A 26,448-nucleotide genomic window follows, 5' to 3' on the forward strand; every position below is an offset into this window, starting at 1 on the left:
CGGCAGGGATTGCGCGGTCTGGAGCCGGACGAGCGAACCGCTCCCGTGGTGCCGGCCGCTGTGCCCCGTGCCGGCGGGCAGACAAGTCGGTGGAGGGCGTGTGGCCTGCTCTGTTACGGTCCTGTGGCCGGCCGCGGGACTCCGGCGCGACTTCCGGAACCTGCCTGTAAAGCAATGATTCGCAGCTCGTGCCCCCATTCCCCGGCCGGCATCCGCGTCCACGGGGGAAAGAGTCGGATGGATTCGTACGGGGACCTCATCGCGGCCGAGGACGTGCTGCTCTTCGTCAACGCGGCGATCACCTCCACCGGCCAGGGAGAGTTCCACAGCGACGCGGGCGAGCAGCGGCTGTCCCTGGACTTCCTGCACGCGTACATGCTGGGCAACTACCGTGACCTGTACGCCAGGGTCCTCGCGCTCGACATCAACGACCACAACGCGGCCCTCGTCGTCCGACGGCTGCTGGAGACCGCCGGGGACGCCACGGCCGAGCAGCGCCGCAGCGAGGGCCGGCTGATCGCGCGCCGTCTGGCGACGCTGCCGCCCCCGCGCGTGTACCGGCTGTTCGACGCCCTGCGCCGGGCCGGGGTGAACAACCGCCGCACCCGCGCGATCATGCGCGACTGGCTGTCCGCCCGACCGGATCCGGCGTTCGACGCCGTGAAGTACCGCAGCGCCCTCAAGCGCGCCCTTCGCCACGCGCACCTCGCCCCCGCCGGCGAGGAGCTGGGGGCGTTCCTCTTCGCGCCGCTGACCCGCAAGCACTATGCGACGCCTCTCCTGGAGACGTGGCGCCGCGCCCACTACGAGCAGGCCGCCCTGTACGAGCTGCCGTACACGGCCGCCGAGGGCTTCGCCGCCCGGCACGGCATCCCCCGGGACGTCTTCCTCAAGCGCATGGCCCCGCGGATGACCCGGCTGGAGACCCTGCGGCTGCAGGAGTCCGCACACAGGAACGGGGTCACCGAGCTGCAGGCGGACCTGGCCACGATGCCGCTGACCCGGCTGGCGGCCTATGTGCTCTCCCTGCCGGCCGGGGACCGCCTGCGCCGGCGTGCCGAGCTGACCCGTGCCCTGGAGTCGGCCGCCGGCCGGGTGGCCGGAGCCCACCGGGGAACCTGGGGCAGGGTCACCGCCGTCCTGGACGACAGCTTTTCCGCCTCCGGTTCGGTCCACAAGCGCCGCCGGCCGCTGGCCGTGGCCCTGGCCTGCCACTATCTGCTCGCGGCCCTCGCCGGCGAGTACACCGGGCTGTGGACGTCCGGGCGGACCGACGCACTGCTGACGCATCCGTACGGGCCGACGCCGGTGGGCCGGCGGATCCTCGACGCGCTGGACACCGCACCGTCCCGGCTGGTGATCGTCTCCGACGGATGGGACAACGCGCCTCCCGGCCTGGCCGCCGAGGTGCTGCGCATCTGGCGGACCCGGCTCGACCCCGAGCGGCGTACCGGCATCGTGCATCTCAACCCCGTCTACGACGCGGCCGACTTCGACGTGCGCCGCCTGTCCCCGGCGGTGCCCACCGCGGGCATCCGGGACGCCGAGGACCTTCCCGCGCTGGTGGAACTCGCCCAGTTCGCGGAAGGCCGCACCGGCCTGGCCGAACTGATCGCCTACATGGACACCCGTGCCGCCCGCATGCTGCGCGGCCACGACCGGGAGCGGGCGCGATGACCACACTGGACCTGACCGGCCTGGCCACCCGCCCCGCACAGGTGTGGGGCGCCGTCCGTCTGGTGCCGCTCGTGCGTGCGGAACCCGTAGAGGACCTGTGTCTGCGCCCGCAGCTCTACGGCGACACGACCGGTCTGGTCGAGGTCGGCCCGCGCCACGCCTATGTCTCCTACGTCCCGCACGGTTTCGTCGCCACGTGGACGGCCGACGGCACGCCGGCGGCGGCCTACGGCACCCAGCTCTCCGCCGACGCCGACTCGGCTCCCGCCGCCGTCATGGGCCTGCGCTTCCACCGCGGCATGGCCCGCCGCCAGGCCAAGGACCGGCTGCGGTTCCTCCCCCTGCACCTGGCGCTGGAGGGCTATCTGGCACTGCACTTCGGCGGGCCCTCCATCGCCTGGGAGGAGTGGTCGCAGCGCGCCGTCCGCCACGGGCTCTCCCCGCGCGCCGAGGAAGCCTGCGCCGGCGCCGACATACGCGGACTCGCCCACGCGCTGCGCATCTTCGAGATCCACCCCGGCCAGTGCGGCGTGCTGGTGTACGTCGCCGACGCGCTCGCGGCCGCGTTCGCGGTCCCGCATCCCGACGACTACCGCGCCCTGCACCCCACACTCCTGCTGGACCTGTACGGCGAACTCATCCACCACTACGCCACGCTGATGCCGCCGGTGCGGGACTTCCGGGCACGCATCCCCGACGCGCGCGTCCGCTCCCTGGCCGACCTGCGCACGGCGGTTGCCGAACAGGAGCAGTCCTGGGCGCGTTTCCACGACACGACCATGCCGGCCGGCCTGCTGGAGCAGGCGTACACCTGGCAGACGGTCCACCGGATGGGGCGCTTCACGCTCTCCCGCTTCCTGCCGGCGTTCCGGCCCAAGCAGGAGAACCACATCGGTGAGGCCATCACCGACGACAGCGGCAGGATCGCCTACCTCAAGACCTTCCGGCTGTCGGAGAACCAGGTGCGCCGCGGTCACCTTCTCACCATGCTCGCCGCCCACGACTGGCACCTGGCCGGCACCGCCGCCGGTCTCGGCATCACACCGGCCCAGCTGGGGCTGCGGCTCGAGTCCGCCGGCTTCGGCTTCCTGCTCCGCCAGGACGTCCTGGACGGATACCGCAGGCAAGGACGGACCCGCACCGGATGAGAGGGGCGCGACCGGCCCGGCCGAGCGGGAGCGGCCGGCCACGGACGGCCCACGGCCGGTCAGCCACTCTTCGCGGCCCGAGCCGAAATACCGTGCGCGGAGCCCACCTGTGCCGGATCATGGCCGCATGTCTGCGAACCCACACGACGCTCTGCCGATCCGGCTCAACGTCGACGACTCCGACTCGCCCTCCGACGTCGTCGACGCGCTGTTCCTCGGCCGCTTCGCGACGGGCGAGCAGCCGTACTCGCACGCGGTGAACATCGACCGCGTCCGCTCCGGCGCGACCCTGCTGCCCGACGGCGCCCGGGTGCTGCGGGTCGCCCGCGACGACGACCGCAGCGCCACCCTGGCCGAGGGCGACGGCTGGACCCTGCTGGTGTCCCGCTGGAGCCGCGGCGCGGACGTCACGGTGACCGCGACCAGCGCGGAACTGGCCGAGAAGGTCCTCGACCAGGCCACGGACGGCGCCGCCGACGAGCCCGAACCCCAGCCCGAGAACGTGACGATGGGCTTCTGGTACGTCTCCCCGCGGCGCGGCCCGCACCGCACCACCCGGCAGATCTCCGCGGGCACCTGGGACGAGGTGCGGTCCAACTACACCGCGCCGGTGGCGCAGGCGATGGACCGGCTGATGGGGACGACCCCCGAGGACATCGCGGGCCGTCTGCTCCTGCTGCACGGGCCGCCCGGCACCGGCAAGACCTCCGCGCTGCGCACGCTGGCCCGCTCCTGGCGCGACTGGTGCCAGGTCGACTGCGTCCTGGACCCGGAGCGGCTGTTCAGCGACGTCGGCTATCTGATGGACATCGCGATCGGCGAGGAGGACGGCGCGGGCAAGGGCCGCTGGCGGCTGCTGCTGCTGGAGGACTGCGACGAACTGATCCGCGGCGAGGCCAAGCACACCGCGGGCCAGGCCCTGTCCCGGCTGCTGAACCTCACCGACGGCCTCCTCGGCCAGGGCCGCAACGTCCTGGTCGGCGTCACCACCAACGAGGACCTGGAGCGGCTGCACCCGGCCGTGGTCCGCCCGGGCCGCTGCCTGGCCCGCATCGAGGTGGGCCCGCTGACCCGGCGCGAGGCCGTGGAGTGGCTCGGCACCGAGGAGGGCGTGGGGCGGGACGGGGCGACCCTGGCCGAGCTGTACGCACTGCGCCGGGGCACGGTGCCGGCCTCGGTGCCCGGGGCGCGCGACGGCGCGGACGCGGGCCTGTACCTGTAGTGCTTTGATGGTGCTGTGACCTTGCTCGTCGGCACCTCCGGGTGGCAGTACAAGGACTGGCGGGACCTCGTGTATCCGGCCGGGGTCCCGGCGCGGCTGTGGCTGGAGGAGTACACGCGTCTCTTCGCGACGGTGGAGATCAACAACGCGTTCTACCGGCTGCCGTCCTACGAGACCTTCGCGGCGTGGCGGGAACGGGTGCCGGAGGACTTCGTGGTCGCGGTCAAGGCCAGCCGCTTCCTCACCCACATCAAGCGCCTGAAGGAGCCGGAGGAGCCGGTCCACCGCCTGATGAGCCACGCGGCGGGCCTGGGCGACCGCCTGGGCCCCGTCCTGCTCCAGCTCCCGCCGACGCTGCGCGCGGACCCGGCCCTGCTGGACGCCTGCCTGGCCCGCTTCCCGTCCGGCACGAGGGTCGCGGTCGAGCCGCGCCACGACTCCTGGTGGACGCCCGAGGTGCGCGCGGTCCTGTCGGCCCGGGGCGCGGCCCTGTGCTGGGCGGACGTCCTGGCCCGCCCGGTCACCCCGCTGTGGCGCACCGCCGACTGGGGTTACGTCCGCTTCCACCAGGGCCGCGCCCGGCCCTGGCCCCGCTACGGCAAGCGGTCCCTGGAGACCTGGGTCGACCGTGTCGCGACGACCTGGGAGCGGGGAGAGGACGTGTACGCCTACTTCAACAACGACCCGGGCGGCGCGGCGGTGCAGGACGCGGTGGCCTTCGGCAGAGCGGCGGAACGGGCGGGGCTGAGGGTGACACGCGTTCCGGAGGCCGCCCAACGCCGGTGACGCACGCCGGTGCCTTACGCCCCGTAAGCCGCCCGCAGGGCGTCGCGCACGGCGGCCAGCGCCTCCGACTCCCCCAGCCCCAGCCGCCGTACCCGCTCCGCGTACGTCTGGGCGGCCAGGGAAGCCTCGCGTTCCGCGGCCGAGCCGGCGGCGGCCACGAACGTTCCGTTGCGCCCCCGCGTCTCGATCACTCCGTCGCCCTCCAGCGCCCGGTACGCCTTGGCCACCGTGTTCACCGCGAGGCCCAGGGACTCGGCCAGCCCCCGCACGGTCGGCAGCCGGTACCCCACCGGCAGCGCGCCGGACCGCGCCTGCTCGGAAATCTGCGCCCGCACCTGCTCGTACGGGGGCGCGCTGTCATCGATGCGGATCTTCAGGCTCACGGGCCGATTGTCCCGTACCCGGCGGAAAATGAGAGGCATCCCCGGCACGCGGCCCCGTACGGTGCCTCACCATGACAGTGATCGTGCGCGACCTGAACCCCGACGCCCCGGCGGACACCGAGGGCTTCGCCCGGGTCCGCCGTCTCGCCCTGCCCTACATCCTGTTCACCGCGGACTCGGTCCGCCACAACGCCCTCCACATGCCGCCCGACGCCCGCTACCGCCCGCTGGTCGCCGAGGAGGACGGCGAGGTGATCGGTGCGGCCCAGGTGCACCTGGCTCATGACAGCAGCGAGCCGGGCCAGGGCCTGCTGAGCATCTACGTCCGGCCCGATCGGACCGGTCGCGGGGCCGGCGGGCTGCTGCTGCGGGCGGCCGAGGAGCACCTCGCCGCTCAGGGGGCGACCCGGCTGCTCAGCTGGGTCCTCGACGAGCCGGCCAACCGCGCCTTTGCGGAGCGGCACGGCTATCGGGCCGCCCGGCCCGCCCACTTCCTCCGCCTCGATCTGGCGGGCGCGTCCCTGCCTCCGCTGCCCCCGGCTCCGCCGGGCGTCGAGCTGCGCACGGCCGCGGACTTCGCGGACGATCCGCGTCCGCTGTTCGCGCTGGACGCGGAGACCATGCAGGACGAGCCCAGCGACGTGGATGTGGCGTACGCGGACTACGACGCCTGGATCGAGCAGTACTGGAAGCATCCGCTGCTGAACCGCGAGCTGACGGTGGCCGCGTGCGCCGGCGGCCGTCCGGTCGCCTTCAGCGTGGCCTACACGGACGGCGCCACCGGCTACTCCACCGCCATGACCGGCACCGCCCGCGCCCACCGCGGGCGCGGCCTGGCCAAGCTCGCCAAGATCCACTCGTTGTACCGGGCCCGCGCCGCCGGTCTCACCGAGGCCTTCACCGGCAACGACGCCGGCAACGGACCCATGATCGCGATCAACAAGTGGCTCGGCTACGAGATCTGCGCGACGGAGGTGCGCTATGTCCGTGAACTCGCCTGAACCGGCGGACCGGTTGGAGGTGGTCCTGGTCAAGGCGGGCCGCACGAAGATCCGTTACCCGGCCGAGCTGCTCCAGGACGACGGCACCCGTATCGCCGTACGCGCCCCGTGGGCGGGCTCCGGCGTCCGCGACTTCGGCTTCGTCCGCTTCGAGCCGGGCGACCTGTTCACCGAGTACTACTGGCGGAACCGGTGGTACTCGGTGAAGGAGGTGCGCGCCGTCGACGGCACCGTGAAGGGCTGGTACTGCGACATCACGCGTCCGGCCGTCCGCACCGGCGGTGAGCTGGTCGTGGAGGACCTCGACCTGGACCTGTGGCGCTCCGCCGACGGCACGGACGTACGGCGTCTGGACGAGGACGAGTTCGCCGAGAGCGGTCTGTCGCGGACGGATCCCGAGGCCGCGTCCGCCGCGGTGGCCGCCCTGGAGGAGCTGGAGGAGCTGGCCCGCTCCGGCGGCTTCGGCCGCCTGCTCGCCTGACCCGGAGGCAAGCGGACCGGCCCGGGGCACCGCGTCACACCCTCGCCACGACCGCGTACCGTTCGTCCTCCACCTCCTTGCCCCACAGCACGGAGTCGCCGGACAGCCGCTCCACGCGTATGTCCGCGGTGAGCGGCGCCAGGAGGGCGGTGAGCCGGCCGGCGGGGATGCCCACCGGGCTCGTCGTGCCCCAGACGCCCTCGACCAGGACGAAGCGGCCCCGTGGGCGCAGCAGGTCGCGCCAGTGCCGCAGCACCCGGTCGGGCCGGGGCAGCGTCCACAGCACGTGCCGTACGAGGACGACGTCGAAGCGCTGCTCCCCCACCGGCGGGGCCGCGGCCTGGCCGCGCAGGACGACGGCGTCGCGGCCGGCGAGCTTGGCGCGGGCCCGCTCGACCATCGCCGGTGACGCGTCGACCCCCGTCACCCGGTGTCCCTGCTCGGCCGCGAGGAGCGACAGGCTGCCGGTGCCGCAGCCGAGGTCGAGGACGTCGGCGGGGCGCTCGGGCAGCCAGGCACCGAGCCGCGCCGCCCAGGCCGCGCGGGTCTCGGGGTCGCGCAGGCCGTGGTCCGGCTCCTCGTCGAAGGCCGCGGCCTCGGCGTCCCAGTCGACCTCGGGGGCACCCGGCGCATCCGTGTTCTCCTGCGGATTCGTCATGCTCACAGAGTGACACCCGCCACTGACAATCCCGCTCCGATGAGGAACTCTCGCCGAGAGCGTCTACCACCGTGACATCACGGAAACCCGGTAGGCACTGAAGGAGGCAGCCATGCGCCGCGTCACCGTGCACAAGCCCCTGAAGAAGACGGACGGCCGCCGCGTCCGCGACGAGTCCGAGGACCGGCCCGTGGGCCGCCCCGAGGTGCGCAGGGACATCGCCCGCACCTGGTGGCCCGACGGCTGAGGGGCGAGCGCCCGCAGGGCCGTCAGTCCAGCCGCTTGCGGTAGTGGATCCGGTCGTAGGGCCCGTCGACACGGCGTTCCACGACCTCGTATCCGTACTTCGGATAGATCTTCTGGTTCTCCCACATCAACGCGTTCGTGTAGAGCCTGATCTCGCCGAGGCCCAGCTCACGCGCGCGTGCCTCGACGAAGCGCAGCAGACGGCGTCCGACGCCCGTGCCGTGGGCGCCGGGGTGGACGGCGATGCTGTCCAGGAAGAGATGGCCGGCGCGCGCCTCGATCACGACCAGCCCGTGGACGGGCTCGCCGGTGACGAACACCCTGCCGGCGGCCACGTTCGCGGCGTGGTCGGCCTCCATGGGCTGCGGCACCACGCCGATGCGCTCGACGTAGGGGCGGTAGGCCGCGTCCGTCACGGCCGCGACGGCCGGCACATCGGCGGCGACGGCCGCCCGGACGCCCTCCGCGTTCTCCTCGATCATGGACGCACGCTACCTACCTGAGCGCAGCCTGAGCACCCCCTTAACGCCACCATAAGGATCTCCCCCGCAGGCCTCCAGCAGGCGACTTCCCGGTCCTCCGGGGCTAGTTTCGACATGCGCCCCCACGGGTTCCCGCCCCGCCGAAGCACCGTCCGCCGGTGAGGTTCCGGGGCCTGTCCGGCGGCTCAGGCCGGACGGGCCCCGGCGGCGGCTCAGCTGAGCGCGGACGCGCAGGTGGTGGCGGTGGCGTGGGCCGGGTCGAGCGCGTTGGCCACCTCGTGGAAGGCGATGCGGTCGAACAGGCCGATGACGACGTGCTCGGACAGGTCGACGGGGCACAGGTCCTGCAGCAGGACGTTGTGGACGTCGGAGCCGCTCAGGTACTGGCTCTGCCAGGGGGTCGCCACCTCGTCGTACTTGGTGGCGATGACGGTGTAGTGCACTCCGGGTACGGTGTCGCCGCCCGCGTTGAGCTTGGTGAGGAAGTCGGAGCCGGGTACCTGGTCGGCGAGGCCGGGGGTGGTGGCCTTGATCAGGTCGGAGGCGCCGGGGAAGTACGGCAGCAGGTTGGTCAGGCCGCTCAGGGTGGCGCCGTGGTTGTCGGGGGCGATGCCGACGAGGGCGTTCACCTTGGCGGCTCCGCCGAGGAACTTCAGGTAGTAGCGGGGCATCATGCCGCCCTGGGAGTGGCCGACCAGGTCGGCCTTGGCGGCTCCGGTCGCGGCGAGCACCCTGTCCACGTAGGCCGACAGCTGCTGGGCCGACGCGTCGATGGGGCCGAGGCCGTGGAAGACGGGGACGCCGGCCAGTTGGCCGTAGTCCAGGGAGTAGACGCAGTATCCGCGGCTCTCCAGGTAGGGGGCGAGGGAGAGCCAGTTGTCGACCGAGTTGCCCAGGGTGCCGTGGACCAGGATCACCGGGCGGGGATGGGCGGCGGAGGGCTTGCAGGAGAAGTCGTTCCAGCCGCTCGTGGGGGCGGAGTCGGCGGCAGCGGTGGCGGTGGCGGCGGGAACGGTGAGGGCGGCGGCGGTGAGGAGCAGCGCGGCGAGGGGTCTGAACGCTCGCTTCCAGGGCAGCATCGGGTGATCTCCTTGCGGCTCAAGGGAGGTGGGGGCCTTACCCTGTGATCCGGATCACGAGGATGCTGTTCACTCGTCAAGTTACGGGCGAGTAGTGCGCGTGTGAAGTTACGCGTCAGTAAAAAACTTCCAGTGATAACCGAACGCCGACGGATCGTCACCAGGCGGGCCTGACAGGACCATAGGGAGCGATCCGCGCCAAACGCTCCCCCCACACGCGCACTTCACCCTCGCCCAGCAGTTCGGCCCATCCCCCCACGACCTCGGCCGCCGCCTCCTCCGCCGCCCGGGTGCAGGCCCGGCCGCGCTCGGTCAGCACGATCAGCCGGGCCCGCGCGTCCTGCGGGTGCGGCCGCCGCTCGGCGTACCCCTTGCGCACGATCTCGTCCACGAGCTGGCTCGCCGCCTGCTTGGTCACCCCCAGGTGCGCCGCGAGGTCGGTGACGGTGGCGCCGTCCGGGCCCAGTCGCGCGAAGGCGAACCCGTGCGCCGGCCGCAGATCGGCGAACCCGCGCGCCACCACCCCGTCATGGATGCGCTGAGTGAGGTCGCCGGCGACGGCGAGCAGGGCGGCGGACAGGGCCATGGCTTCGGAGTTCTGCACGCAGGCATTGAAACACCCTTGACAGAGTGGTCAAGCGGCTTGACCATATAGTCAAGCCGCTTGACCATCAGAGGAGATCACCGCCATGCCCGTCGTCCGCTCGTCCGAGGCCACCACCCACGAGATCCACGGCGCCCGCTTCGTCTCGTACGCCTCCCCGCTCACCGGCAGCACGGAACTCTGCGCCTGGCGCGGGGAGATACCGGCGGGGACGAAGGCGCCCGCCCACACCGTCAGCCGGGAGGAGATCTTCCATCTGCTCGTCGGCGAGCTGCTGATCACCCTCGACGGCCGCACCGAGCGGATCGGCGCGGGCGACACGGTGATCGTCAGCCCGGGCACGACCCTCACCGTGGAGAACCCGACCGGTCACACCGCGCTGTCCTGGGTCACCACCTCCGTCGGCCTGGAGGCGGAGCTGGCCGACGGCACCCGCATCACGCCGCCCTGGGCCAATTGACCGGCGAGGAGCCCCCGCCGCGGCGCCCCAGCGCCCCCGGCATCACCGCCCTGGGCCCGAACCTGGCCCGTGCGCGGTCCGCGACCTCCTCGACCCGGCGCACCTTCTCGTCCACGGGATCGAAGGTGAGCTGGTAGGAGGCCTGGTCGGCGGGGGCCAGGCCCTCGGCGCGCAGGACGAGCGCGCGGACCCGGGCGCGCTGCAGGCCGAGCGCCTCGTACATGCCGTAGGCCGCCCTGGTCAGGGCCGCCGAGTGCGCGGTCGGCTCCTTCAGGGTGCGGCTGCGGGTGGTCGAGGACCGGTCGGCGTAGCGGACGGTGAGGGTCAGGGTGCGGCAGATCTTCCGCACCGCGCGCAGCCGGGCGCCCAGTTCCTCGGCGGCCGACAGCAGTGCCGTGCGGTGCAGGCCGGGGTTGAGCTCGTCGAGGTCGAAGGCGCGTTCCGTCGCCAGCGACCGGGACACGGCGTTCGGCACGACCCGGCCCCGGTCGATGCCGCTCGCCTTCTCGCGCAGCTCGCGCCCGGCCTTGGCGCCGATCAGCCGCTGGAGGGTGGACAGCGGCGCGGCGGCGACCAGGCCCAGGGTGTCCAGGCCGTACTCGCTCAGGGTGCGGGCGGTCGCCGTGCCGACGCCGGGCAGTGCGGCGACGGGCTTGTCGGCGAGGAACTCGGCGACGGCGTCCTCCGGCACCGCGCAGGTCACCCCGGGCCGGGCGGCGCCGAGCGCCACGCGGGCCAGCATCGGGCCCGGACCGGCGCCGATCACGCAGTCGACGCCGAACCGCGCGAGCGCCCGCACCCGGATCACCGAGGCCAGCTCCACCGCGCTGCGCCCGAAGTACCGCTCGGCGCCGCGCAGATCGGCCAGCGCCCCGTCCGGGGGCAGCGCCTCGACGACCGGAGTGAACTCCTCCAGCAGTCCGAGCAGTCCCGGCAGGGCCGCCTCGTGCGCCGGCGGCAGCTGGAAACGTACGCAGAGAATGGTCATCCCGCACTCCCCGGACTCTGGTGCCACAACTTCCGTACGGCAGCAGGCCCTTGTGAGGCCTCCTGCCCCGCGGGCCGCAGGTCGGCCCACGGATGCATCTGGTATCCGGTCGGCAGCTGGATCCGCCGCCCGCCGGTCGGATCGCCGCCCGCGCCCTCGGCCGGCGGCTCCGCGAGCCGCGCCGCCACCTCCTCGAGGCCGCCCTCGGCCCGCAGTTCCGCCAGCTCGGCGAGGTTCCAGGCGGCGGAGCCCACCACGCTCAGGCTGCGCGGACCGCGCCGCTGCACCACGCCGCGCACCAGCAGCAGCCACGAGTGGAAGACGGTGTGGGCGCACGCGTCGTGCGAGTCGTCGAAGAACGCGAGGTCGACCAGTCCGGTGCCGTCGTCCAGCGTGGAGAAGATGACCCGCTTGCCGGAGCGGATCGGCGGCGTCTGGGTGGCCGCCTTGGCGCCGGCGACCAGCACGGTCTCGCCGTGCCGCGCCTCGCGCAGCCGGCGCGCGGAGACCACGCCCAGCTCCTTCAGGAACTCCCGGTGGTCGTCCATCAGATTGCGCGAGGCGTCCATGGACAGCACGCCCAGCTCGGCGCTGAGCCGCTCCGCCGAGGTCAGGTCCGGCAGCCCCGCCGGCGCGGTCTTCCGGCCGCCTGCCAGCGGCAGCTGACCGCCGCCACCGCCCCGGGCCCCCCGGTGCAGCTCGGTCAGGTGCAGTTGCAGGTCACGCCGGTTGGCGCCGAAGGCGTCCAACGCGCCCACCTGGGCGAGCCGGTGCGCCAGCGGCCGGCTCGGCCGGGCCCGCTCCCAGAAGTCCACCAGGGAGGAGTACGGCTGTCCGTCCGCGATCCGCTTCGCCTCGGCCTCGCTGATGCCGTGCACGTCGGACAGGGCGAGCCGCAGCCCCCACACCCTTGATTCAGACACCAGTTCGATCCGATGGGCGACCCCGGACACATTGACGTCCAGCGGCAGGATCGGCACCCCGCGCCGCCGCGCATCGGCCAGCAGCAGCCGCTTGGGATACATTCCCGGGTCATGGGTGAGCAGCCCGGCGTAGAAGGCGGCCGGGTGATGGGCCTTCAGCCAGGCCGACTGATAGGTGGGCACGGCGAAGGCGACCGCGTGCGCCTTGCAGAATCCGTACGACCCGAAGGCCTCCACGATCTCCCAGGTACGCCGGATCGTTTCCGCGTCGTATCCCCGGGCCGCGGCCTGCTGCGCGAACCACACCCTGATCCGCCCCTGCGACTCCGGGTCGGACAACCCCCGCCGCACCCGGTCGGCCTCGCCCCGCCCGCATCCGGTCATGATGGCGACGATGTCGATGACCTGCTCGTGGAAGACGACGACCCCGTACGTCCCCTTCAGCGGCTCCTCCAGGTCGGGGTGCGGGTAGCGCACCGGCGCCCGCCCGTGCCGCGCCTCGATGAACGGCCGCACCATGTCGGCGGCGACGGGTCCGGGCCGGAACAGCGAGATGTCGACGACCAGATCGTGAAAGGTGCTCGGCTGCAGCCGCCCCACCAGGTCGCGCTGCCCCGGCGACTCGATCTGGAAGCACCCCAGCGTCTCGGTGGACCGGATCAGCCGATACGTCTCCGGGTCCCCGGCCGGCACCGCGTCAAGATCGATCCGCTCCCCCGTCGCCCGCTCCACCTCGGCGACCGCGTGCGCCATGGCCGACTGCATCCGCACGCCCAGCACATCGAGCTTGAGCAGGCCCAGTTCCTCCACGTCCTCCTTGTCGAACTGCGACATCGGCAGCCCCTCACCGCTGGTGGGCACCACCGGCGTACGCGCGAGGAGGGAGGCGTCGGACAGCAGCACCCCGCACGGGTGCATGGCGACGCCGCGCGGCAGGGCGTCGAGCGCCTCGACCAGCTCCCACAGCCTGCCGTACCGCTTCTTCTCCGCCGCGAGCCGCTTCAGCTCGGGCAGCTCCTCCAGCGCGGCGCGCGCGTCCCGGGCCCGGATGTGCGGGAAGGACTTGGCGATGCGGTCGATCTCCGCCGGGTCCATGGACAGGGCGGCGCCCACGTCCCGGATGGCGTGCCGCACCCGGTAGGTCTCCGGCATGGACACGGTCGCCACCCGCTCCTCGCCGAACCGGCGGATGATCGCCCGGTACACCTCCAGCCGCCGGGCGGACTCCACATCGATGTCGATGTCGGGCAGGACCACGCGCTCCTTGGACAGGAAGCGCTCCATCAGCAGCCCGTGCTCGACCGGATCGGCCTGGGCGATACCCAGCAGATGGTTGACGAGGGATCCCGCCCCGGACCCCCGGGCGGCCACCCGGATCCCCATCTCCCGCACGTCGCCGACGACCTGAGCCACCGTCAGGAAGTACGAAGCGAACCCGTGATGGGCGATGATGTCCAGCTCGTGGTGCATCCGCTCCCAGTACGCACGCCGCCCGCCGTAGCCGAGCCGCACCATCCCCGCCACCGCCCGTGAGGCGAGCGCCCGCTGGGCGGTGCGCCGGCCGGCCCCCACCAGATGCGCCTCGGGAAAGTGGACGGTCCCGATCCCCAGATCCCCTTCGGGATCGACCCGGCACTCCTCGGCCGTGGCCAGGGTCTGCTCCACCAGCCGCAGGGCGGCCTCCCGCCGGTACCCGGCGGCCTCCACCACCCGCTCGGCCACCCTCGCCATCGCCTGCGCGTCCTTCAGCCAGGCCTCCCCGGAGTCCAGCTCCCCGCGCGGATCGATCGGCACCAGCCGCCGCGCCGCATCCAGCACGTCGGCGACGGGTCCCGCCCCGGGATCGGCGTACCGGACGGCGTTGCTGAGCACCGGCCGCACCCTCTGCTCGGCGGCGAAGCCGACGGTACGGGCGGCCAGCCGCAGCGAGCCGGGCCCCGTGCCCTCACGCCCGTGCCAGACGGCCTCCAGCCGCAGCGCGTCGCCGTAGACCTCCCGCCACGCCCCGAGCAGCCGCGCGGCCCGGTCCGGCCGGCCCGCCGCGAGAGCCCGCCCGACATCCGACCCGGGCCCGAGCAGCACGACGAGCCCGCCTCCTCGATGCGCGGACCAGGGCAGCGAAGGCGCGCCCTCACCCGCATGCGCGGCCGTGACGATCCGGCACAGATCGGCCCACCCCCGCCCCCCGTCCCGGGCGAGAAAGGTCGCACGAGGAGCCGACTCGTCCACGAAGGCCCCACCCCGCACCGGCGTCTTGCGCCGCGCGGGCCGTACGGCCTCGCCGATCGCCAGATCCACCCCGAACACGGGCCGCACCCCCACCCCGGCGCAGGCCTTGGCGAAGCGCACGGCACCGGCGAGGGTGTCGCGATCGGTGAGCGCGAGGACGTCCATCCCCCGCTCCGAGGCACGCTCGGCCAGCCGCTCCGGGTGGGATGCCCCGTACCGCACGGAGAACCCGGAGACGGTGCGCAGATGCGCGAAGCCCGGCACACGCACCTCCCGCACTCGCACGCCTCTCGAACATCAGTTCCCTACTTCCACCCCCACCATACCCCCATTCTCGAACGCGTGTACGACATCCGTTCACCCCCCTCCCACCTGCGCAAACCCTTTGCGAGAGGGGTGGGGACATGACACGCAGGCGCACGGAAGCCCCGCCCCCGCGGATGTGCGGGGGCGGGGCCTGGTGAACGAACGAACCGAAGCGAGCGGACTACCCGATCTGCGCTCCCGTCGCGGACAGCGCGGCGGTCACCGGCTGGAAGAACGTCTCCCCGCCGGAGGTGCAGTCACCGCTCCCCCCGGACGTCAGCCCGATCGCATTACTCCCCGAGAACAGCGACCCGCCGCTGTCCCCGGGCTCGGCGCACACGTCCGTCTGGATGAGCCCGCTGACGGTGCCCTCCTGGTAGTTCACCGTGGCGTTCAGCCCGGTGACCGTCCCGTCGTGCACATGGGTCGTCGACCCGCTGCGCGTCACCTTCATCCCCACCGTGGCCTCGGCGGCGCCGGTGATCTTCTGCGTGGACCCGTTGTACAGGTCGACCTCGCTCGGATGGTCCGCCTGCGACGTGTACTTCACGAGCCCGAAGTCGGTCCCCGGGAAGTGGGACTCCGCGTTCTGCCCGATCTCGTTCCCGCTCGAGTCCGACCAGGTGGAGATGGCGGCGGTGCAGTGCCCGGCGGTCAGGAAGTACGGCTGCCCGTCCTTGACCACGTTGAACCCGAGCGAGCAGCGCCCGCCGGACCCGCTGATCGCGTCCCCGCCGGCGATGAAGGGCTTGAACTCCCCCTTCGACCGCTTCAGTTCCGCCGCGCCGCCGAGCCCGTCGACGACCTTGCTCAGCTTGGCCCACTCGGCACCGGACACCGTCTTGTCGGCGGTGACGACGACCTTGTTGCTCACCGGGTCGGTGGCCCAGGACGTCCCCGGTATGGCCGCGTCCCTCTTCAGCGTGGTCCGCGCGCCGTCGAGCGCGGCCAGTGAGTTGGCGACGAGTCTCGCCCTCGCCCCGGCCGCCTCGACGGCCTTCGCCGCGCTCCGGTCGACCACGTCGACGACGAGGTTCCCGGCCGAGGCGTCGTAGTAGCTGCCGGCGGCCCGGGATCCGAGGTGGTCCAGCAGCGTGGAGGCGAGGTTTCCGGCCGCCGGAGCGGACAGGGCCTTCACCTCCGGAGCCGGCTTCGCAGGCTCGCTGGCGTTCGCATTCTGCAAGGTGACCCCCGCGGCGACCAGTGCGGCGATTCCCGCACCGGCCACGGCGGCCCGCCGCCGGGGTATGCGTCGGTGCTTCAACTCACGTCCTCCTGTGGGGGGATGGCCCGCGAGTTGTGGGGACTCGACGGACCGGGAAGGCTGGTTGACGAGGGCCCACTCTTCCGAACGGCACAGGGAGCACACAAGGTTGACTTCCGGACGCGCGTAGAGAGGGCTTGCACACCCCTCCCTACTTGACTGCACACGGTCACGGCAAAGCAATTCGCACAGCAAACACAACACCCACGGAACCCACACCGAACGCGTCCGACACCACCTGTCCGAAACCGAACGCGATCCCCCCGCGCACAGAAGAAGCCCCCGCACGCCGCAAGGCCTGCAGGGGCTTTCCGGAAAGCCGGAGTCGGACCCGCTACGGCAGCGTGACGCCGTAGTAGCTCAACGCCTCGGTCACCGGCTGGAAGAACGTCGTACCGCCGGAGGTGCAGTCACCGCTGCCGCCCGACGTCAGCCCGTACGCCACGGTCCCGGCGTACAGCGGACCACCGCTGTCGCCGCCCTCGGCGCACACCGTGGTCTGGATCAGCCCGTAGACCACGTCCCCGCCGCCGTAGTTCACGGTGGCGTTCAGCGCGGTCACCCGACCGCTGTGCGTGCCCGTGGTGGAGCCGCGCCGGTACACGGTCTGCCCCACGGACGGCGTCGCCGCGCTCGTGATGGACTGGCTGCCCACGGCGCTCGGGTGCGAGACCGAGGAGTTGGTGTACCGCACCAGCGCGAAGTCGTTGCCCGGGAAGCTGTAGCCCACGTTGGTGCCGAGCACGGTGGTGTGGCTGGAGTTGCTGTACCAGGTGGACGCCACCTGGCCGCAGTGTCCCGCGGTGAGGAAGTAGTACGTGCTGCCGCTGTGCACGTTGAAGCCGAGCGAGCAGCGGTACTGGCCGCCGTAGATGGCGTCGCCGCCGCTGATCAGCTTGTTGAACTTGCCGGGGGTGTGCTTGATGGTGAGCGCGCCCGCGTTCGCGCCGGCCTGCTGCTTGATCTTGGCGATCTCGGCCTTGGACACCGTGCTGTCGACGGTGACGACGACGCGGTCGTTCTTGCTGTCCACCGCCCAGGCCGTACCCGGTATGTCGGCCTTGAGGATGGCGGAGTCCGCCTTGGTGAGCTGGGCTGCGCTGAAGGTGTGCGCGTCGCTCGCGTTCGCCGTGGGGGCGGCGAACGCGCCCGCGGCCAGCAGGCCGGTGGCCACGGCGATCAGCCGGGTCCGTCTCGCGAGACCGCTGCGGGGAGTGGTGCGCTTGATCCTCACTTGTCGTTCCCTCCCAGGGGAAGTCGGGGGCCCGCGTGGGGTCGGGGCCCGGTGAGGCGCAGCCAGGAGGAACGGCGGGGTTCCGAACACGTATGCCCCCCGGCAAGCGCTGAGGGGGAGTATTCGGCCGAACGACCGGTCGACACAAGAGTGCCTTTCGGCCGTTGGCCTTTAAACCACCTTTACGCGACGGCGCCCTGCGCGGCCGGCGCGGCCGGATGGCGGAAGCGGAACCGGAAACCGGTGTCGCCGCTGGTGCCGTCGGCGAACGCCGCCCACAGCGACCCGTCGCCCTGCCTCGCGACCCGCAGCGTCAACTCCCGCCCGTCCGATGCCCGGAAGGACCGCCGGGCCGCGGACCGGGGTCGTAGACCCGCACTCCCCAGACGCCCTCGCGCACCAGCGTGAAGAGCCGCTTCTCACCGAACGCGACGCGGGCCTCCTCCGCCGGCGCGCGGTCGGCGGCGAGCCGGACCTCGTCCGCGAAGGGCCGCCCGTCCGCGGTCAGACCGTCACCCTCGGCGGCGGTGAGCACGATCCCGTCGCCGACCGCCGCCCAGTTCCCGGGAATGTCCGGAATTCGACCCTCCGGATAGTCCCCGATCCAGTAAGTGCACCCCCTGACCCCACGTCACACCGTCCCCGGACCGGCACCCGGAACCGTGCCGCTCACCGTCCGCCCCCCTCCACCGGTGTCCTGCTCAGGAAGGCCAGCGCCGAGCGCGCCGCGGCGTCGTTCTGCCGGAACGCGGGGCCCCCGGTGCGGGGCCGGGTGAAGGCGCCGGGGGTGCGGGCGTCGGTGTACGGGCCGAGTGCGAAGCGGCGGGGGTGCGGCCGTCCGGCGCCGTCGAGGATCCGGCCGTCGACGGGGTCGACCCGGAGCAGTCCTTCGGGGGTCTCGGCCGCGCCGTCGGCGTGCAGCCGGCGCAGCAGGCTGTCGCGGGCCCGCCGGACGGTGGGCTCGGGCAGCCGGGCCTCGACCAGGGCGCGGGCCTCGACGCGGAAGCCGGGCACGGTCGGGCTGCCGGCCCGGAACACGCCGTGCTCGGCGGTGACGGCCATGTCGGCGCCGACGAATCTGAGCAGGCCGGCCCGGGACAGCGCGAGCATCTGCCGCAGCCGGGGTCCGGGCGGCCCGGACGCCAGATAGCTGAAGAAGCCGTGCCACCAGGGTCCGGTGTTCCCCAGGCGGACGAGCTGGCCGTAGACGGAGAGCAGTCCGAGGAAGACGCCCAGGTCGGCGCTGTGCGCGGGGTCGTGGCGCCGGTTCAGGTCGCCTTCGATGTAGGCGCGCAGGCCGTCCTGGAAGTCCTCGTGCGAGGCGTACCGCACCCCGTCGAGCGGGCGGTCGAGCGCGGCGAGGTCGAGCCGGTCGGCGGGGTCGGGCACGGCGGCGGCGACGAGCGCCCGGGTCTCGGCGGGGCCGGCGGCGGCCGCGTACTTCTCCTCGAAATCGGCCCAGGCCATCGCCGTGCGCTCGGCGTGGGCGGTGAACAGCCGGTGGTAGTGGGCGAAGCCCAGTTCCTTCTCCACCAGCGGCCACACATCGCGCCGGAAGTCGAAGCCCTCCGGCCTGGCCAGCAGGCCCGCGATCTCGGCCGGCCCCAGGAAGCGGGGCAGCGGGGGGCGGTCGCCGGTCCAGTCGTAGCCGATCTTCGAGTGGTACGGCACTCCCCGCCGGGAGCCGACGTAGAGCACCGGTTCCCGGCCCGAGGGCAGATAGGCGTCGCCCTCGTACCGCCCGCCACGGCCCTCGGTGAGCAGCACCATGAGGTCGACGAAGGCCAGCCCGAAGCCGCGTACGAGGACGGGTTCGCCGGGCCGCAGCGCGCTCAGGTCGGTGTCGGCGGTGAAGTCGGGCGGCAGGTGCACCAGTCCGTGCTCGCGGGCGTAGGCGGACAACGCGGCCTGCTCATGGTCGAGTTCGGCGTCGAGGTGGCCGAGCGCGAGGATCACGAGGTCGGCGAGGAGGGGCTGCGGCCGGCCCTCCAGCCAGACCTGCTGGCGTGCGTCGCGCGGCCCGCTGATCCGCACGGCGCGCCGGGCGTGGTGGTGGACGGTGATGCTCTCGGGCAGCTCCGCCCGTGCCCGCTCGTACACCCAGCGCAGATAGCGGCCCTGGAGCTGCCGGTCGGCGAAGGCGGCGCCGTCGAGGCCGGCCCACTCGTGCAGGGTGGGGCCCTCGCGCACCGGGCCGTCCATGGTCACCGTCTCGTCGGTGAACATGGTGACGTCCTCGGCGTGCGAGTTCATCCACAGCAGCGGTGACTGGGCCTGGCGCCAGATGCGGCCGCCGCCCGGCGGATGCGGGTCGACCAGATGGATGTCGAGGCCCGGACCGGCGTACAGCTCGGGCGCGTTGGCGGCGATGCGCTCCAGAAGCCCGGTCCCCCGCGGACCGGCTCCGACGATCACCAGCGAGGGCCTCGACGGGGCGTGCGCGGGGTCGGGGGTCCCCGGCGCGGCGGGGGAATGGGCGAGGGTGTCGGATGACATGCGAAGGCTCCGTGACGCGAAGAGACGTCAGAACACGGGTGGTGCCTTCACACGGGCGCGCCGTGCGGCGCGGTACGGCCGAGCCCCTCAGCAGGACCGTCCGTCGAGAGTACGCGTGCGTTTCGGTGCACTGTCAAGGCTGTCCGTACTGTGAGCCGTACGTCTCATGCCGGTTGACGCGGAACCGGATGCCTGTTCCACTTGGCCCATGCATCCGCAGCAGTGGCTGGTCACGCGCTCCCACATCGACTTCGGTCGTGTGTGGTCCTCTTCCTGTTGAGCCGACCCTCTGCATGCGCCCGTACCGCGGGCGACGCGCTCGCGTTCTCCTTCCTCTTGCCTCCGCCTTCACACGAGCACCCCTCCCCCTCCTGCTCAGCAGTCACAGCACGAACAGCACTCGCAGCACTCACAGATCTCACAACACGACAGGTCGCAGTCGCCGCAGTCGCAGTTGGCGCAGGCGCCCTCGCGCCGCTTCCGCGACCAGGGGCCCTCGAACTCGTCGGCGCAGCACACCTTGCAGGTGCAGCACAGGCCGAAGGCGGCCGCGCAGCCGGCCCAGAAGCCGCGCCGCTCCGGGCCAGGGGGCTGCCCGCCGAAGGGGTCGCCGTAGGGGTGGCCCGGCGGCGTGGGCGCCGGCCGGCCCGGCGGCGGCCCGAACGCGGCCTCGGGCGCGTGCCCGCACGTCTGCGTGCCGAAGGCCCGGTCGACGGAGCGCCGCAGCTCGTGCGCGAACAGCAGATGGACCAGCCTGCCGTCGGTGAACTCGGCGTCGCGCAGGGCGAGCCGGATGCCGTGCACGGCGTCGTCGGCGAGCCTGCGGGCCTCGGCCCGGGAGGTGCCGGTGGCGGTCAGCGGGTTCCAGGCGCCCGACGCGGCGTCGGCCTGCTGGTCCTCCACGGCGTCCAGCAGATGCGCGAGCCGCCCGAAGAGCCGGCCGGCCTCCGCGAGCGGCGCCTGGTTGCCGGGCCGGCCGGCCAGCACCGCGGTGTGCGCGAAGGCGGCGGCGGTCGCGGTCTCGGTCGGCTCGGTGACGGTCAGGATCGGGGTGCCGTACCCGGCGAGGGCCTCCAGGCCGAGCTGCCGGTCGACGGCCTCGACGAGGACGCCGGTGTCGAAGCCGACCGCGGCGCCGCTGCCGGCTCCGGCCCTGCCCCAGCCGGCGGCGACCCGGCGGGCGGCGGCGGCCACGGGCCTGCGGGCCAGCAGTCCGTCCCGGTCGGCGACGTGGTCGCGCACCTTCGCCGCGGCCAGCACCAGCGAGACGGCGGCCGCGAGCCGGGCGCCCTCGCCCCGGGCGACGGACGCGGTGCGCAGCCCGCGCAGCGCACACGGCCCGGCCGTACGGCGGCCGTCGGCGGTCCGTCCGGTCTGAGCCTCTGTCAGGACCGAGATGAGCAGCCCGTCGTAGTTGGTCACGACTCTCGCGAACTGTCCGTGATCGCGGCGCAGCGCGAGGCAGAGCCCGCACAAGTGCGCCATCCACTCGGCCTTCAGGCTTTCCCCGAGTCGATGAGCGCACGGTCTGACGATTCCGAACACGACGATCCCCCGTGATGTGGTACGACGTTGACGTTCACCCGGACGCACCGATCATCACCCATCCGCCGCCGACAATCATATTTCACTCTCAGTCAGCAGCCGTATGAGTCGCGACCCTTGGGGCACAAGGACTCTCGACGGATCGGCTGTGCACCAGTACCGTCACAAACCCCCCGCGCGGCGTCTATTCACTTGGCGCGCCGTCCGCATCATGGATGACCATAGGGACGCGGAGAGCAGAAAAAAGACCGCTGTGAGAGGAGGCGTCCATGGGATCGGTACGCAAGGCGAGTGCGTGGCTCGGCCTCGTCGACGACAACGATGACGAGCGTTACTACGACGACGAGTACTCCGAGGGCACCGAGTCCGGGGACGCCTGGGTCACGGACCCCCGGGTGAAGGTGGCGTCGGACACGGCCGAGGAGAAGGGCCGCCGGATCGGCACGGTCACCCCGGACAGCTTCCGGGACGCCCGCGCCATCGGCGAGCTGTTCCGGGACGGCGTCCCGGTCATCATGAACCTCACGGCGATGGAACCCGCCGACGCCAAGCGCGTGGTGGACTTCGCGGCGGGGCTGACCTTCGGTCTGCGCGGCACGATCGAGCGGGTCGCGACCCGCGTCTTCCTGCTGACGCCGGCGAACACGGAGATCGTCAGCGGCGAGCCGGCCGCGCACCGCGAGGACGGCTTCTTCAACCAGAGCTGAGGCAGGGCCGCTCACCGGCCCTGCCTCGCGTGGAGGCTCACCGGAAGGCGTCGAGCCCGGTGAGCGCCTTGCCCAGCACCAGCTGGTGCATCTCGACGGTGCCCTCGTAGGTGAGCACCGATTCCAGGTTGGTCGCGTGCCGCATCACGGGGTATTCGAGGGAGATCCCGTTGGCACCGAGGACCGTCCGCGCCGTACGGCAGATCTCGATGGCCTCGCGGACGTTGTTGAGCTTGCCGAAGCTGACCTGCTCGGGGCGCAGGCGGCCGGCGTCCATCCGCCGCCCCAGATGGTGGGCGAGCAGGATCCCCTTGTGCAGTTCGACCGCCATGTCGGCGAGCTTGGCCTGGGTGAGCTGGAAGCCCCCGATGGGCCGCCCGAACTGCTCCCGGGTCCGCGCGTACTCCAGGGCCGCCTCGAAGCTGCTGCGCGCCGCGCCCATCGCGCCCCAGACGATGCCGTAGCGGGCGTGGGACAGACAGCTGAGCGGGCCGCGCAGTCCGGTGACCTCCGGGAGTACGGCGTCTGCGGGCAGCCGTACGTCGTCCAGTACCAGTTCGCTGGTGACGGAGGCGCGCAGGGACCACTTGTGCTTGATCTCCGGCGCCGAGAAGCCGGGGGTGCCGGCGGGCACCACGAAACCGCGGATGCCGTCCTCGGTCTGCGCCCAGACGACGGCGACCCCGGCGACCGAGCCGTTGGTGATCCACATCTTGCGGCCGTTCAGCACCCAGTCGCCGCCGTCGCGCTTGGCGTGGGTGCGCATGGAGGCGGGGTCGGAGCCGTGGTCGGGCTCGGTGAGCCCGAAGCAGCCGATGACCTCTCCTGCCGCCATGCGCGGCAGCCACTGCTGCTTCTGCTCCTCGCTGCCGAACCGGTGGATCGCGTACATGGCGAGGGAACCCTGCACGGAGACCAGGGACCGGATGCCCGAGTCCGCGGCCTCCAGCTCCAGGCAGGCCAGGCCGTACTGCACGGCGCTGGCCCCGGCGCACCCGTAGCCGCTGAGCGACATCCCGAGCGCCCCGATGCCGCCCAGTTCCCTGGCCAGTTCGCGGATGCCGGGCAGCTCGCCCCGCTCGTACCACTCGGCGATGTGCGGCAGCACCCGGTCCGCCGCCCAGGTCCGCACGGTGTCCCGTACGGCCAGGTCTTCCGGTTCCAGCAGGTCGTCGATCCCGAGCGGATCGGCGGGGTCGAAGGCGGGCGGCTTCGGCGACGCGGACATGGGACACCCTCCGGCACAAGAAAACTAGCACCGCTAGTTACGTTTCGGGGCCGACGTTACGGCGCAGTCTCCCGCACGTCCAGTGCGTCAGGCCGAGACCTTCGGCTCCGCCGCTTCCCTTTCCCTCGGCGCGGGCAGCTCCACCGCCGCCCGCTGCGGCTCCGCGCACTGCATGACCCGCGGCAGCCGCAGCGCCATCAGCGCGCCCAGCAGCAACAGACCCGCGCTCACCAGCAGCGTCACATGCAGCCCGTGCACGAAGGCGTCCCGCGCGACCCGGCGCAGCGCCTCGCCGGTGGGTCCGCCCAGCCGTCCGGCGACCTCGTATGCCTCGCCGAGCGAGTGGCCGGCCGCCCGGGAGGCGTGCCGGGGAACGCCGGGCACCTGGCGCAGCTGCGGCGCGTAGGCGGCGTTCATCACGCTTCCCAGCAGCGCGATGCCGATGCCCGCGCCGAGCTGGTACGACGTCTCGCCGATCGCGGCCCCGCCGCCGGCCTGGTCGGCCGGGCACTCGCTGAGCATCGACTCGTACGCCCCGAACAGCGTGGTCTCCAGGCCGAAGCCGAGCAGCACGAAACCGGACAGCAGCAGCGGCGCGTCGTCGTCGGCGCCCATCGCGGTGAGCGTCAGCACCGCGGCGGCGGTGAGGCAGAAGCCGAAGCACACCATCCGGCGCGGCCCGAAGCGGCGCAGCATCCGCGCGCCCGCCAGGCCCGCCGCCATCGCCGCGACGGTCAGCGGCAGCAGCCGCAGACCGGTCTGGAGCGGGGAGAGGCCGAGCACCAGCTGCAGGTACTGGGCGGCGATCAGCTCCAGGCCGACGAGCGCGAGCATCGCCAGCACGATGCAGCCCACCGCGGTGCTGAACCCGGGCCGGCGGAACATCCGCAGGTCCACCAGCGGGTGCGCGAGCCGCCGTTGCCGCCGTACGAACAGCACGAGGAGGGCCGCGCCGGCCAGCAGCGGCAGCACGGTGAAGGGGCTCGCCGGCGCCTCGCCGCCGCCCAGCCGCTTCACGCCGAGCACGACGCCGAAGAGACCGCCGGCCGCCGTCAGGGCGCCGACGACGTCCCAGGGGCCGTCCCGGTCGCCGTACGACTCGGGCAGCAGGATCCGGCCCACCGGCAGGCTGACCAGCATCAGCGGGATGTTGACGAGGAAGACCGCGCCCCACCAGAAGTGCTCCAGCAGGAAGCCGCCGAGCAGCGGGCCGACGGCCGCGCCGACGGCGGCCACCGCGCTCCAGATGCCGATCGCGAGCGCCCGCTCGCGCCGGTCGGGGAAGACCTGACGCAGGATCGACAGCGTCGCGGGCATGATCATGGCGCCGCCGGTGCCGAGCAGGGCACGCGCGAGGATCAGCGTCCCGGGGGTCTGGGCGAGGGCGGCCGCCGCCGAGGCGACGCCGAACAGGCCGTAGCCGAGCAGCAGGACGCGTCTGCGGCCGACCCGGTCGCCGAGGGTGCCGAAGAGGATCAGCAGCGAGGCGCAGACCAGCGGATAGACGTCGACGATCCACAGCAGCTCCATGCCGCTGGGCCTGAGGTCCTCGGTGACGGCGGGGACCGCCACGTGCAGCACGGTCGCGTCGAGGGCGACGAGCAGCAGGCTGACGCAGAGGACGACGAGGACGACCCAGCGGTTCGCACCGGGCCCGGCCGTCCTACGGCGTGGCCGTACGGCAGCCGTGGTCGTCCCGGACATGTACGTACCTCCCAGAAGTGCCTCACGCGGGGCGGACCGACGGGGTGGGGACTCCCTGTCGCACGGCCGGAGAGGAGCGGGGTCTCCGGCCCGCGCAACCCGGCGCGGGTGACTCGTCAGCGTACGCGAGTCGACCGCGGGGTTACGTGGCGGACCTCTCACACGCAGGACGGAACCCGTGTGGCGTACGCCACGCCGGCCCCTCGTGCCCACGCCCCGGCGGCCGGTCCGGTTCCGCCGGCCGTCGATAATCGGGTGCGTGACCGATCTTGACGCGCGCGTGGCCACGCCCCACGCCCCTCTTCTGCGCCGTGCCGCGCCGGCCCTGCTGGGCTATGCGGCGGTGCGGGCCCTGGGGCTGCTGGCGCTGGCGCTGTGGAGCGCCGCGCGCGGCAAGAGCGCGTACACCCTGCTGACCGCGCGCTGGGACGCGCTCTGGTACACGCGGGTCGCCGAGCTGGGGTACGGCTACGAGGTGCGGCTGCCGAACGGCGACGTCCACTCCAACCTCGCGTTCTTCCCGCTGCTGCCGTGGCTGGAGCGGTCGCTGCACGCCCTGACGCCGCTGTCGTACGCGGACGCCGGCTTCGCCGTGAGCCTGCTCGCCTCGCTCGCCGCCGCCTGCGGGATCTTCGCCGTCGCCGAGCGGGTGTACGGCGCCCGGACGGGGATCTTCGCCGCGCTGCTGTGGGCGGTGCTGCCGGTCGGGGTCGTGCAGTCCATGGCGTACAGCGAGTCGCTGTTCACGGCGCTGGCGGCCTGGTCGCTGTACGCGCTGGCCACCGGCCGGTGGATCACCGCCGGCGCCCTGGCGGCGCTGGCGGGGCTGACCCGCCCGGTCGGGGTCGCGGTGGTCGCGGCGGTGTGGGTGTCGGGCGTGGTGTCGTACGGACGAGACCGGAGCAGGATGCGCCCGCCCGGCGCGCAGGGTGCCGCACACGCCCCGGCGCGCGAGCCGGGCGCCTCCGACGGCCCGCGCGCATCGGCGCGCACACCGGAGCGCACGGTGGACATATCCACGCACTCAGGGACCACTTGGACCCCCGGCGACACGCAAGCCCCATATGCCCCGCCCTGGCGGCGGGCGCTGGGCATGCTCATCGCGCCGCTCGGGGCCGCCGGTTACGTGCTCTGGGTCGGGCAGCGGACCGGGAAGGGACCGCTCGGGTATCTGGACGTTCAGGCCGGGTGGCGCAACGGGTTCGACGGCGGTTACGCCTTCGCGCGCTTCGTGGCCGACAAGTTCACGTCAATTCCGTCCGCGTTCGCCGGCGCCGGGCTGGTCGTGGGCGTCGCCCTGCTGCTGTGGCTGTACCTGGCCGGCCTCCGCCGGCGACAGCCGGTCGAACTGCTGGTGTACACGGGCGTCGTCCTGGCGCTCGCCCTGTGCGCGTCGAGCTACTTCGGTTCCAAACCGCGGCTGCTGATGCCCGCCTTCCCGGTGCTGCTGCCGCTCGCCGGCGCCCTCGCCCGGCTGCGCACGTCCCGATCCGTGCTGGTCACGGCCGTACTGGCGGTCGCCGCTGCGGTCTACGGCGCGTTCTGGCTGAACGGCTCCGGCCCCCCGTGACCGCCCCGGCCGGCCGATGACGCCGCG

25 protein-coding genes are annotated in these 26,448 nt (G+C 72.9%); 10 read left to right on the forward strand and 15 right to left on the reverse strand.

From position 1 onward, the window contains the following. Positions 1-237: 237 nt before the first annotated feature. The 4 genes from ACGFZN_RS21960 to ACGFZN_RS21975 all read left to right on the forward strand — a co-directional run bounded on the left by ACGFZN_RS21960 (position 238) and on the right by ACGFZN_RS21975 (position 4,833). Positions 238-1,677: a hypothetical protein gene (locus ACGFZN_RS21960; protein WP_393860145.1), complete on the forward strand. Its 1,440-nt coding sequence runs from the start codon at positions 238-240 to the stop codon at positions 1,675-1,677. Further along, entirely contained in the window at positions 1,674-2,825 is a 1,152-nt protein-coding gene (locus ACGFZN_RS21965; RefSeq protein ID WP_393860146.1) for a hypothetical protein, read from the forward strand. The genes ACGFZN_RS21960 and ACGFZN_RS21965 overlap by 4 nt, the downstream gene beginning before the upstream one ends. Before the next feature lie 127 nt (positions 2,826-2,952). After that, on the forward strand, positions 2,953-4,047 hold the full coding sequence (locus tag ACGFZN_RS21970) for a DUF5925 domain-containing protein (protein ID WP_393860147.1): 1,095 nt from the start codon (positions 2,953-2,955) through the stop codon (positions 4,045-4,047). Positions 4,048-4,062: 15 nt separating this feature from the next. Beyond that, positions 4,063-4,833, forward strand: a complete 771-nt coding sequence (locus tag ACGFZN_RS21975; protein ID WP_393860148.1) for a DUF72 domain-containing protein — start codon at positions 4,063-4,065, stop codon at positions 4,831-4,833. Positions 4,834-4,847: 14 nt separating this feature from the next. Here ACGFZN_RS21975 and ACGFZN_RS21980 read toward each other — a convergent pair whose 3' ends face one another. Beyond that, on the reverse strand, positions 4,848-5,216 hold the full coding sequence (locus ACGFZN_RS21980) for a GntR family transcriptional regulator (protein ID WP_393860149.1): 369 nt from the start codon (positions 5,214-5,216) through the stop codon (positions 4,848-4,850). 71 nt (positions 5,217-5,287) lie between these two features. Here ACGFZN_RS21980 and ACGFZN_RS21985 point away from each other — a divergent pair, with 71 nt between their 5' ends. Together ACGFZN_RS21985 and ACGFZN_RS21990 are read left to right on the forward strand one after the other, a co-directional pair. Beyond that, a complete protein-coding gene (locus tag ACGFZN_RS21985; RefSeq protein ID WP_393860150.1) occupies positions 5,288-6,217 on the forward strand; it encodes a GNAT family N-acetyltransferase in 930 nt (309 codons plus the stop codon). Next, on the forward strand, positions 6,198-6,698 hold the full coding sequence (locus ACGFZN_RS21990; protein WP_393860151.1) for a DUF402 domain-containing protein: 501 nt from the start codon (positions 6,198-6,200) through the stop codon (positions 6,696-6,698). Before ACGFZN_RS21985 ends, ACGFZN_RS21990 begins: the two co-directional genes overlap by 20 nt. A 34-nt stretch (positions 6,699-6,732) precedes the next feature. Here the strand turns inward: ACGFZN_RS21990 and ACGFZN_RS21995 are convergent, their stop codons facing one another. After that, entirely contained in the window at positions 6,733-7,356 is a 624-nt protein-coding gene (locus ACGFZN_RS21995; RefSeq protein WP_393860152.1) for a class I SAM-dependent methyltransferase, read from the reverse strand. A gap of 112 nt (positions 7,357-7,468) precedes the next feature. On the opposite strand from ACGFZN_RS21995, the gene ACGFZN_RS22000 reads away from it, so the two are divergent. Beyond that, positions 7,469-7,603: a hypothetical protein gene (locus ACGFZN_RS22000; RefSeq protein WP_393860153.1), complete on the forward strand. Its 135-nt coding sequence runs from the start codon at positions 7,469-7,471 to the stop codon at positions 7,601-7,603. A 22-nt stretch (positions 7,604-7,625) separates the two neighbouring features. On the opposite strand, the gene ACGFZN_RS22005 is transcribed toward ACGFZN_RS22000, so the two are convergent. The 3 genes from ACGFZN_RS22005 to ACGFZN_RS22015 form a co-directional block, all read right to left on the reverse strand. Further along, positions 7,626-8,084 carry a GNAT family N-acetyltransferase gene (locus tag ACGFZN_RS22005; protein WP_393860154.1) on the reverse strand — a complete coding sequence of 153 codons (459 nt, stop codon included), beginning with the start codon at positions 8,082-8,084 and terminating at the stop codon, positions 7,626-7,628. A gap of 212 nt (positions 8,085-8,296) precedes the next feature. Then, the gene (locus ACGFZN_RS22010) at positions 8,297-9,163 is read right to left on the reverse strand and encodes an esterase/lipase family protein (protein ID WP_393860155.1); all 867 of its coding nucleotides are present in this window, start codon (positions 9,161-9,163) and stop codon (positions 8,297-8,299) included. Positions 9,164-9,320: 157 nt separating this feature from the next. Next, a complete protein-coding gene (locus ACGFZN_RS22015; RefSeq protein ID WP_393860156.1) occupies positions 9,321-9,767 on the reverse strand; it encodes a MarR family winged helix-turn-helix transcriptional regulator in 447 nt (148 codons plus the stop codon). Between the two features lie 85 nt (positions 9,768-9,852). On the opposite strand from ACGFZN_RS22015, the gene ACGFZN_RS22020 reads away from it, so the two are divergent. Further along, positions 9,853-10,227 carry a cupin domain-containing protein gene (locus tag ACGFZN_RS22020; RefSeq protein ID WP_393860157.1) on the forward strand — a complete coding sequence of 125 codons (375 nt, stop codon included), beginning with the start codon at positions 9,853-9,855 and terminating at the stop codon, positions 10,225-10,227. Here the strand turns inward: ACGFZN_RS22020 and ACGFZN_RS22025 are convergent. The 8 genes from ACGFZN_RS22025 to ACGFZN_RS22060 all read right to left on the reverse strand — a co-directional run bounded on the left by ACGFZN_RS22025 (position 10,205) and on the right by ACGFZN_RS22060 (position 21,212). After that, a complete protein-coding gene (locus tag ACGFZN_RS22025; RefSeq protein ID WP_393860158.1) occupies positions 10,205-11,215 on the reverse strand; it encodes a hypothetical protein in 1,011 nt (336 codons plus the stop codon). The genes ACGFZN_RS22020 and ACGFZN_RS22025 overlap by 23 nt on opposite strands. After that, positions 11,212-14,631, reverse strand: coding sequence for a DNA polymerase III subunit alpha (locus ACGFZN_RS22030; protein ID WP_393860208.1), 3,420 nt, complete (start codon positions 14,629-14,631; stop codon positions 11,212-11,214). The genes ACGFZN_RS22025 and ACGFZN_RS22030 overlap by 4 nt, the downstream gene beginning before the upstream one ends. A 223-nt stretch (positions 14,632-14,854) precedes the next feature. Next, positions 14,855-15,937 (reverse strand): S1 family peptidase, encoded by a 1,083-nt coding sequence (locus tag ACGFZN_RS22035; protein WP_393860159.1) that lies wholly within the window; start codon positions 15,935-15,937, stop codon positions 14,855-14,857. Between the two features lie 334 nt (positions 15,938-16,271). After that, the gene (locus tag ACGFZN_RS22040; protein WP_393860160.1) at positions 16,272-17,171 is read right to left on the reverse strand and encodes a S1 family peptidase; all 900 of its coding nucleotides are present in this window, start codon (positions 17,169-17,171) and stop codon (positions 16,272-16,274) included. Positions 17,172-17,353: 182 nt separating this feature from the next. Further along, the gene (locus ACGFZN_RS22045; protein WP_393860161.1) at positions 17,354-17,488 is read right to left on the reverse strand and encodes a hypothetical protein; all 135 of its coding nucleotides are present in this window, start codon (positions 17,486-17,488) and stop codon (positions 17,354-17,356) included. After that, complete coding sequence (locus ACGFZN_RS22050; RefSeq protein WP_393860162.1) at positions 17,485-17,706, reverse strand: hypothetical protein; 222 nt, start codon at positions 17,704-17,706, stop codon at positions 17,485-17,487. The genes ACGFZN_RS22045 and ACGFZN_RS22050 overlap by 4 nt, the downstream gene beginning before the upstream one ends. Positions 17,707-17,840: 134 nt before the next feature. Then, positions 17,841-19,667 carry an FAD/NAD(P)-binding protein gene (locus ACGFZN_RS22055; protein ID WP_393860163.1) on the reverse strand — a complete coding sequence of 609 codons (1,827 nt, stop codon included), beginning with the start codon at positions 19,665-19,667 and terminating at the stop codon, positions 17,841-17,843. 375 nt (positions 19,668-20,042) lie between these two features. Beyond that, positions 20,043-21,212, reverse strand: a complete 1,170-nt coding sequence (locus ACGFZN_RS22060; RefSeq protein ID WP_393860164.1) for a DUF5685 family protein — start codon at positions 21,210-21,212, stop codon at positions 20,043-20,045. 269 nt (positions 21,213-21,481) lie between these two features. Here ACGFZN_RS22060 and ACGFZN_RS22065 point away from each other — a divergent pair, with 269 nt between their 5' ends. Further along, positions 21,482-21,919 (forward strand): cell division protein SepF, encoded by a 438-nt coding sequence (locus ACGFZN_RS22065; RefSeq protein WP_330340919.1) that lies wholly within the window; start codon positions 21,482-21,484, stop codon positions 21,917-21,919. A gap of 37 nt (positions 21,920-21,956) precedes the next feature. On the opposite strand, the gene ACGFZN_RS22070 is transcribed toward ACGFZN_RS22065, so the two are convergent. Further along, positions 21,957-23,147: an acyl-CoA dehydrogenase family protein gene (locus ACGFZN_RS22070; protein WP_393860165.1), complete on the reverse strand. Its 1,191-nt coding sequence runs from the start codon at positions 23,145-23,147 to the stop codon at positions 21,957-21,959. A gap of 87 nt (positions 23,148-23,234) precedes the next feature. Beyond that, on the reverse strand, positions 23,235-24,851 hold the full coding sequence (locus ACGFZN_RS22075; protein WP_393860166.1) for an MFS transporter: 1,617 nt from the start codon (positions 24,849-24,851) through the stop codon (positions 23,235-23,237). 259 nt (positions 24,852-25,110) lie between these two features. Between ACGFZN_RS22075 and ACGFZN_RS22080 the strand changes: the two genes are divergently transcribed. Then, entirely contained in the window at positions 25,111-26,421 is a 1,311-nt protein-coding gene (locus tag ACGFZN_RS22080; RefSeq protein WP_393860167.1) for a glycosyltransferase family 39 protein, read from the forward strand. Positions 26,422-26,448 lie beyond the last annotated feature (27 nt).

The organism is Streptomyces sp. NPDC048192, from assembly GCF_043202415.1.
Taxonomy (GTDB): domain Bacteria; phylum Actinomycetota; class Actinomycetes; order Streptomycetales; family Streptomycetaceae; genus Streptomyces.